At 39.8% G+C, this 5,934-nt stretch carries 10 protein-coding genes, 1 tRNA gene, 1 rRNA gene and 1 pseudogene; 6 read left to right on the forward strand and 7 right to left on the reverse strand.

Going from position 1 to position 5,934, the window contains the following annotated elements; translation table 11 throughout:
* Positions 1-91 (forward strand): annotated as a pseudogene (locus tag PWP39_RS09515) (IS6 family transposase); the annotation flags it as partial.
* 47 nt (positions 92-138) lie between these two features.
* Here the strand turns inward: PWP39_RS09515 and PWP39_RS09520 are convergent.
* Positions 139-600 carry a DUF2284 domain-containing protein gene (locus tag PWP39_RS09520; protein WP_011012640.1) on the reverse strand — a complete coding sequence of 154 codons (462 nt, stop codon included), beginning with the start codon at positions 598-600 and terminating at the stop codon, positions 139-141.
* A gap of 63 nt (positions 601-663) precedes the next feature.
* On the opposite strand from PWP39_RS09520, the gene gcvH reads away from it, so the two are divergent.
* Positions 664-1,068 (forward strand): glycine cleavage system protein GcvH, encoded by a 405-nt coding sequence (gcvH, locus tag PWP39_RS09525; protein ID WP_011012639.1) that lies wholly within the window; start codon positions 664-666, stop codon positions 1,066-1,068.
* On the opposite strand, the gene PWP39_RS09530 is transcribed toward gcvH, so the two are convergent.
* Complete coding sequence (locus tag PWP39_RS09530) at positions 1,065-1,268, reverse strand: 30S ribosomal protein S17e (RefSeq protein ID WP_011012638.1); 204 nt, start codon at positions 1,266-1,268, stop codon at positions 1,065-1,067. The genes gcvH and PWP39_RS09530 overlap by 4 nt on opposite strands.
* A gap of 79 nt (positions 1,269-1,347) precedes the next feature.
* Between PWP39_RS09530 and PWP39_RS09535 the strand changes: the two genes are divergently transcribed.
* Positions 1,348-1,995: a PHP domain-containing protein gene (locus PWP39_RS09535; RefSeq protein ID WP_011012637.1), complete on the forward strand. Its 648-nt coding sequence runs from the start codon at positions 1,348-1,350 to the stop codon at positions 1,993-1,995.
* Here the strand turns inward: PWP39_RS09535 and PWP39_RS09540 are convergent.
* Complete coding sequence (locus PWP39_RS09540) at positions 1,981-2,523, reverse strand: hypothetical protein (RefSeq protein ID WP_011012636.1); 543 nt, start codon at positions 2,521-2,523, stop codon at positions 1,981-1,983. The two genes, PWP39_RS09535 and PWP39_RS09540, sit on opposite strands and share 15 nt — an antisense overlap.
* 45 nt (positions 2,524-2,568) lie before the next feature.
* Positions 2,569-3,237, reverse strand: coding sequence for a TIGR00703 family protein (locus PWP39_RS09545; RefSeq protein ID WP_011012635.1), 669 nt, complete (start codon positions 3,235-3,237; stop codon positions 2,569-2,571).
* Between the two features lie 89 nt (positions 3,238-3,326).
* On the opposite strand from PWP39_RS09545, the gene PWP39_RS09550 reads away from it, so the two are divergent.
* Positions 3,327-4,250 carry a tRNA 4-thiouridine(8) synthase ThiI gene (locus tag PWP39_RS09550; protein ID WP_011012634.1) on the forward strand — a complete coding sequence of 308 codons (924 nt, stop codon included), beginning with the start codon at positions 3,327-3,329 and terminating at the stop codon, positions 4,248-4,250.
* On the opposite strand, the gene PWP39_RS09555 is transcribed toward PWP39_RS09550, so the two are convergent.
* Together PWP39_RS09555 and PWP39_RS09560 are read right to left on the reverse strand one after the other, a co-directional pair.
* Entirely contained in the window at positions 4,241-4,633 is a 393-nt protein-coding gene (locus PWP39_RS09555; protein WP_011012633.1) for a DUF555 domain-containing protein, read from the reverse strand. The genes PWP39_RS09550 and PWP39_RS09555 overlap by 10 nt on opposite strands.
* Positions 4,634-4,643: 10 nt before the next feature.
* A complete protein-coding gene (locus tag PWP39_RS09560; protein WP_011012632.1) occupies positions 4,644-4,940 on the reverse strand; it encodes a DUF357 domain-containing protein in 297 nt (98 codons plus the stop codon).
* 107 nt (positions 4,941-5,047) lie between these two features.
* Between PWP39_RS09560 and PWP39_RS09565 the strand changes: the two genes are divergently transcribed.
* Both PWP39_RS09565 and PWP39_RS09570 read left to right on the forward strand, forming a co-directional pair.
* Positions 5,048-5,125: transfer RNA gene (locus tag PWP39_RS09565), tRNA-Lys, on the forward strand.
* A gap of 23 nt (positions 5,126-5,148) precedes the next feature.
* Entirely contained in the window at positions 5,149-5,838 is a 690-nt protein-coding gene (locus tag PWP39_RS09570) for a metallophosphoesterase (protein ID WP_011012631.1), read from the forward strand.
* Position 5,839: 1 nt separating this feature from the next.
* On the opposite strand, the gene rrf is transcribed toward PWP39_RS09570, so the two are convergent.
* Positions 5,840-5,934: ribosomal RNA gene (gene rrf, locus PWP39_RS09575) — 5S ribosomal RNA — on the reverse strand; the annotation flags it as partial.

Raw genomic sequence — 5,934 nt, forward strand, 5'->3', positions numbered from 1 at the left:
GTATAATTTTGTTAGGTTTCATTCTCGGTTTGGTTGTCCGCCTGGTGATGTGACTGAGTGGCTTCAAGAGGTGATGCCCCAGTTATCCTGACAGTATCAGAGCATAAATTAAATTTATAAAATTAATCAGGAATACCATTAGTACATGAGAATCAACCCGTATAGTACCCTTTCGTTGAAATTGATATCTGTAATTGAAGTAAGTTCAATACCTATCGCATCGATGCTCGGTCTAACAAGATGGGGGGCTACACATACTCTGCTCTTCTCAAATGAGCATTCTTCGCAAAGGTTACAATTCCCAGGAAATAAAGCCAGGGCATAGTAGTATCCCTCCCTAAACAGTTCTTTTTCCTTATTTAACAGCCATCTAAGAACTTCTCTCTTTTCGTTTTCAAAGTGTTCTGTATCAATTTCAAACTTAACTAATAACGCTTTCTCATAGCTCGAAACTAGTGCTTTCCCCTCCTTCCACTCAGGAACATGTGGGGGGCAACTCGGTCTCTTTCCATACATTGGACATGTTCTGCATTTCCAAACAGGTCTTGGTGACACTTTGATGTCTTTGGCATTTATCTCTTTGATCCATAACACCTTCATGTTCAATTTTTGGGAGACAATGATTTTAAAGGGTATTTAATGAGATTAAAAGTGGTGGTTTCCATGATTGAAGTTGGAGAATACAAAATTAAGGAAGGTTTGTACTATACAAAGGAGCATGAATGGGTTCAGGTCTTAGAAGACGGAACTGTTTTAGTTGGTATAACTGACTATGCTCAAAAAGAGTTAGGAGACCTGGCCTATGTTGAACTTCCCGAAGTGGGAAAGGTCGTAGAGAAGGGAGATGTCCTTTGTGAAGTTGAGAGCGTTAAAGCCGTTAGTGAAGTCTATGCTCCCGTAAGTGGGGAAGTAATAGAAGTGAATGAAGAACTTGCAGATAGTCCAGAGAAAATAAATGAAGATCCCTATGAAGCTTGGATAGCCAAGATTAAGCCAAAGAACTTAGAAGAAGAGCTTAAAGAGTTAATGGATGCAAAAGCCTACGCAGAATACTTAAAGACCCTCTAAAGTATCTTTCCTTCCATTTTCATTCTTACCAGCTTTGTGACGTAACCTGCTATCCTGTTTCTTATCTTTTTGCTTGTTACGTTAGTTAATTCCTGAACTTTCTTCTTGTTGTGCTCAAAATCAGTTGTGAATTCATTTGGATACTTGTTAACTAGCTCTCTAGCTACCCTCTTAATGAAACCTTGCCTGATCTTCCCCATTTTTCCTCACCTCCCTTTTTATCCAGTTACCGCTTAACCGTAGCGGTTTTAAACTTTTACCCCTATCCGGCATGTGATGATGGACTTACACACTCACACAATTTATTCAGATGGAATCGGGAGTGTAATTGATAATGTAAACATGGCTGAAATTAGGGGGTTAAGACTTCTTGGAATATCTGATCATATTCACTTCTTTACTCCCTCAAAGTTCCTTAAATATGTTAACGAAGTGCGCTCCATAGGGAGGGAGGCGGAAATACCAGTTCTTGTGGGAATTGAGGCAAACATTACTGAAAATGGACCTGATGTAACTGAAGACTTTGCTAAGCATTTAGACTACGTTATTGCAAGTGTTCATGATTGGTTTGGAGAGGGGGAAGTATACAGGTACATTGAAAGGATAAAGTTGGCTCTTATGGACGAAAATGTAACAATAATTGGCCATTTTGGCAATGTTTTTCCTTGGATAGGCTACCCTACTGAAGAACAAATTAAAGAAGTTTTAGACGTGGCAGAGGAATATGGGAAAGCTTTTGAGATAAGCTCAAGGTATAGGGTTCCTGACTTAGAGTTTGTAAAAATGTGTATAAAAAGAGGAATAAAACTTGTTTTTGCTAGTGATGCTCATAGACCTGAAGACGTAGGAAGAGTAGACTGGAGCATTAAAGTCTTTGAAAAAGCAGGAGGGAAAAAAGAAGATTTGTTGTTCTCAGAGATGATCTAGCACGTTCTTTGCTATATCTCCAACTTTTACCCACTTCAAGCCCTCAAAGGGTAGAATTACCTTGTCCTCTACGCTAACCAGTTTTTCTACATCCCCTCTAAATTCCGAAAGCTTAAGCTTCTGAATTAATAGGAGGGCAAAGGCTATTTCTTGCTTTCCTCCCTCTCTTAATAGTCTTGAGATTTCCTCTCTGAAAATTTCCTTGAACTGCTCTCCCATGTTTTCTGCTATTGCCATAGCAAATGTCATGGCATTTTCCTTTATGTACTGATTAGTATGCAGAATGAAGCTGAGAACCTTCTTCACTAATTTTTCGTCAATATTTATGTTCGGGTTTTCTTTATAAACTGATGTCAAAATTAAAAGGGCATCCCCCACTATTCCAGGGTTTTTGTCATCAAGGAGTTCAATTATATGATTAAGTGTTTTCTTGTCAGACTTTGCCTTTTCTAGTACTTCTTCAAACTTTCCCTCTTCAAGGAGTTTCTTGATTTTATCTTTCCCACCCCTAAATTGAAAAAGTGGCATGGCAGTCACCTTATGGATATTTACTGTTTTTTTCTGTTTTAAGTTTTAGTCAAGCATCCCAAGGACCTTGTCAATTTCGTTGGCAATTTCTACATCAAACAGGTGAAGAGTAGGAAGCGTCCAGTGAAGGCGATAGTTGTGAGTTTTATTTTCTTCTCCAAAGTACTGGAATACAAATCTTCCAAACCCCATGATATCTCTGTGGATATCTCTTACTTCTCTGAGAACCCTCCTCACTTTGGGTGGGTATTCCTCGTATGGCAGGGGTATGGACTTTATGAAGACAGTATCCTTGTAAAAGTCCGTTGTAAGTCCTACGGCCCTCACATGTTTTAAAAGTTGGTTTAGCTTTTCCTTTTCCCATAATCTCTTTAAGATTATTCTTGGGTCTTCCTTTGCTAGTGGATATACTGTATCTTCTTCTTCCAGCCAGAACTCTAAATAAGGTTGTCCTCTTTCAATTACAATCCTTGCAAGCAATCTTGCATTTTCAGGAATTTCTTTTTCTGTTTTTTCAATATGATAAGTTTTTCCTTGCAGTGAGTATGTTTCACCCTCTTCTCTTTCTCCTGTTCTAGAAACAAAATATGCTCTTTCTCCTTCAATTGTTCCGAGGTGTAAATCATATCCCCAAGCCTTTAGGTCTTTCATTCTAAACCTTCTTTCCGAGGGCACTACTCCTGGGTTTTCAATAATGTAATATCCTTCCAACATTTTTTCTTCACCATTTGTTATTAAATTCTTTTACCTTTTTAAATCATTTGGTGAGAAAAGTATTTATTCCACTTCCCATATGGTCTTCCATGAACTCTATTATAGTTCGATATGGGGAGATGGGAACAAAATCAAGGCAAACTAGAAAATGGTTTGAGAGAATACTTGTGAACAACATTAGTGAGGCCCTAGTAAGTGAGGGAATTGAATACAAAGAAGTATTCTCGAAGCATGGGAGGGTTATTGTTAGGCTAAACGAGGTTGAGAAAGCAAAAGAAGTTCTTCCCAGGGTTTTTGGAATAGTATCCATTTCACCAGCTATGGAGGTTGAAGCTTCTCTGGATAAGATTAACAAAACAGCTCTAAAGTTATTTAGAAAGAAAAAGAGAGAGCTTGGAATTGAGAAGCCTAAATTTAGAGTCACTGCTAGGCGAATAACAAAGGAGTTTCCACTAAATAGTATTGAACTTCAGGCAAAGGTTGGTGAATTTATTTTGGAATCTGAAGATGGAGAGGTAGATTTGACCAATTATGACATTGAGGTGGGAATTGAACTAATGGAGGGGAAGGCATACATCTACACCGAAAAAATCTATGGATGGGGAGGTTTGCCTATAGGAACCCAGGGTAAGATGGTGGGAATTTTGGATAGTATTGAGGCCGGAGTGGCGATATTCTTAATGATGAAGAGGGGAGTCGAAGTTATTCCCGTTTATGTAGAAGGCCAAGGCGATGAAGATCTTGTGAGAACCCTTTGGAGAAATCTCAAAAAGTACAGCTACGGAGCTAAGGTAAGATTCACTGTTGTAAAAAATTTCGAAAGTATTAACGATATCATTAGACATTTTGGGGCAAAAGGAGTCATTAGAGGAATTAGAAAAGAAGTAATTGACAGAGAGATAGAAGAGATAATCAGGAGAGATGCAGAACTTTTCATTGTTCCAGTGTATTATCCAGTAATTGCAATCCCTGACGAAATATTTGAGAAAGTTAGAAATGCAATTTACCCTTGATACTCTTCTTCAAAGGTTATTCCTCCTCCCTCCCTTCCGTTGTGGAGCTCTTTAATTTCAAATAACTTTAAGGGAACTTTCTTTAAGGCCTTACCAACAACAGCCTTGGCTATTCTCTCTGCATGCTCAAGGCTTTGCGCATTGAACACCTTGAGAGTCAGATATATTCCCACAAGCCCTACATTGCCCACAACAAACGCACTCTCGAAGTGGGCTCCACAAACGGGGCATTGGGAATAGCCTAACTCCACCCTTACAAAATCTAGCTTTTCTCTCTCCAAAGCGCTCACGACTTTATTCACAGCCTTTTCTATTGCCTCTTCAACACTCTCAACATCCTTCACAACAATTGGTGCTTCTAACACCACTATGTAATCTCCCATCTCCCCCACCTCACCCAAATGCAAATAGCCTGTTGTCCTCTCCTCTAAAAACACCCAGTCTCACTCCAGCATCTATAAACCCATGGGCGTAATTCAAAGCGGCGAATGCAGTTACATAATCCCCCTTTTTGTAGTAGTATTCGGCATCTTGGAAATAGCTTTTGGCCATCGTTAAAAAGTCTTTTGCCACTACATATAGGTGACTCCTTTCATCAACAGCAATTTCTAGTTTTTCTAAAGCTTCTCTTGTTATTTTGAAATACTTTTCAAGCTTTTCTACAGTGATCACGTTTTTTATCTCGCTCATATCACATGGTTTTGGGATAAGTCATGGTTAATAATTTAACGGTTTCCTCACCTACTTTAGCGAAAAACTTATAAACTCGCATCTTCTCATCTGAACTCGGGACTAGTGGGCCGGTAGCTTAGCCTGGTTAGAGCGGCGGACTCTTAATCCGCAGGTCGGGGGTTCAAATCCCCCCCGGCCCGCCAGCAATTGTTCTCAGGGAAGAGATATGAGAGTCAAATTGTTGCCAGAACGTGCTCTACTTCTTGGAAGGAACTTGATTATTTCTGACGTTCACTTGGGGTATGAGGAAGTGATGGTTCAGAAGGGAGATTTCATACCGAGCCTTCTTAGAGAGATTATATCAAAAATAAAGGAAATAATTGCAAGAGAAAAACCAAAGAGCTTAATTGTGGCTGGAGATCTAAAGCATTCTTTCATTCCCCTAAAAAGGGAATTTCTAGAAGTATCAGAGTTTTTAAGAGAGCTAACTCCCCTCGTTGATCTCGTCATTGTACTTGGAAATCATGACACGGGTTTAGGGTGGATTAAAGAGAAGTTTGGAGTTGAGGTAGTTGAGGAGTTTGAGCTGGGGAAATGGAAGATAGCTCATGGACATAAACCTTTTGACTTCAACAGGGCCATTATAGGACATGAGCATCCTTCAATAAGACTGAGGGATGAAGTTGGAGCCATTATTAAAGTACCTGTCTTTCTTAAGAGTGAAGATTTAATAGTTCTCCCGGCCTTTAGCCCCTGGGCTTATGGTAATGACATTTCCAGAGAAGTCATTTCTCCAGTTCTAGCTTCCCATGGAGTGGATAATATGGAAGTTATAGTGCCAATTGAAAATGAAGTATTGAATTTTGGAAAATATAGCGAACTGATGAAAGCTCTACAGAAATTATATGTGGGATAGTGGCCGGCGGCGTCCCCGGCTTCCCGCCCCCTCTCGGAGGGCAGTACAACCGGGATCGCTGGGGGGCTTAACTTCCGGGTTCGAAATGAGACCGGG

This window comes from Pyrococcus sp. (genome assembly GCF_030153625.1).
GTDB lineage: Archaea > Methanobacteriota_B > Thermococci > Thermococcales > Thermococcaceae > Pyrococcus > Pyrococcus furiosus.

Excerpts from the sequence above, each read along its gene's own strand:
- PWP39_RS09520 (WP_011012640.1), bottom strand. The coding sequence starts at position 600 with ATGAAGGTGTTATGGATCAAAGAGATAAATGCCAAAGACATCAAAGTG.
- PWP39_RS09570 (WP_011012631.1), top strand. The coding sequence starts at position 5,149 with ATGAGAGTCAAATTGTTGCCAGAACGTGCTCTACTTCTTGGAAGGAAC.
- PWP39_RS09545 (WP_011012635.1), bottom strand. The coding sequence starts at position 3,237 with ATGTTGGAAGGATATTACATTATTGAAAACCCAGGAGTAGTGCCCTCG.
- PWP39_RS09560 (WP_011012632.1), bottom strand. The coding sequence starts at position 4,940 with ATGAGCGAGATAAAAAACGTGATCACTGTAGAAAAGCTTGAAAAGTAT.
- PWP39_RS09535 (WP_011012637.1), top strand. The coding sequence starts at position 1,348 with ATGGACTTACACACTCACACAATTTATTCAGATGGAATCGGGAGTGTA.
- gcvH (WP_011012639.1), top strand. The coding sequence starts at position 664 with ATGATTGAAGTTGGAGAATACAAAATTAAGGAAGGTTTGTACTATACA.
- PWP39_RS09540 (WP_011012636.1), bottom strand. The coding sequence starts at position 2,523 with ATGCCACTTTTTCAATTTAGGGGTGGGAAAGATAAAATCAAGAAACTC.
- PWP39_RS09555 (WP_011012633.1), bottom strand. The coding sequence starts at position 4,633 with ATGGGAGATTACATAGTGGTGTTAGAAGCACCAATTGTTGTGAAGGAT.
- PWP39_RS09530 (WP_011012638.1), bottom strand. The coding sequence starts at position 1,268 with ATGGGGAAGATCAGGCAAGGTTTCATTAAGAGGGTAGCTAGAGAGCTA.
- PWP39_RS09550 (WP_011012634.1), top strand. The coding sequence starts at position 3,327 with ATGAACTCTATTATAGTTCGATATGGGGAGATGGGAACAAAATCAAGG.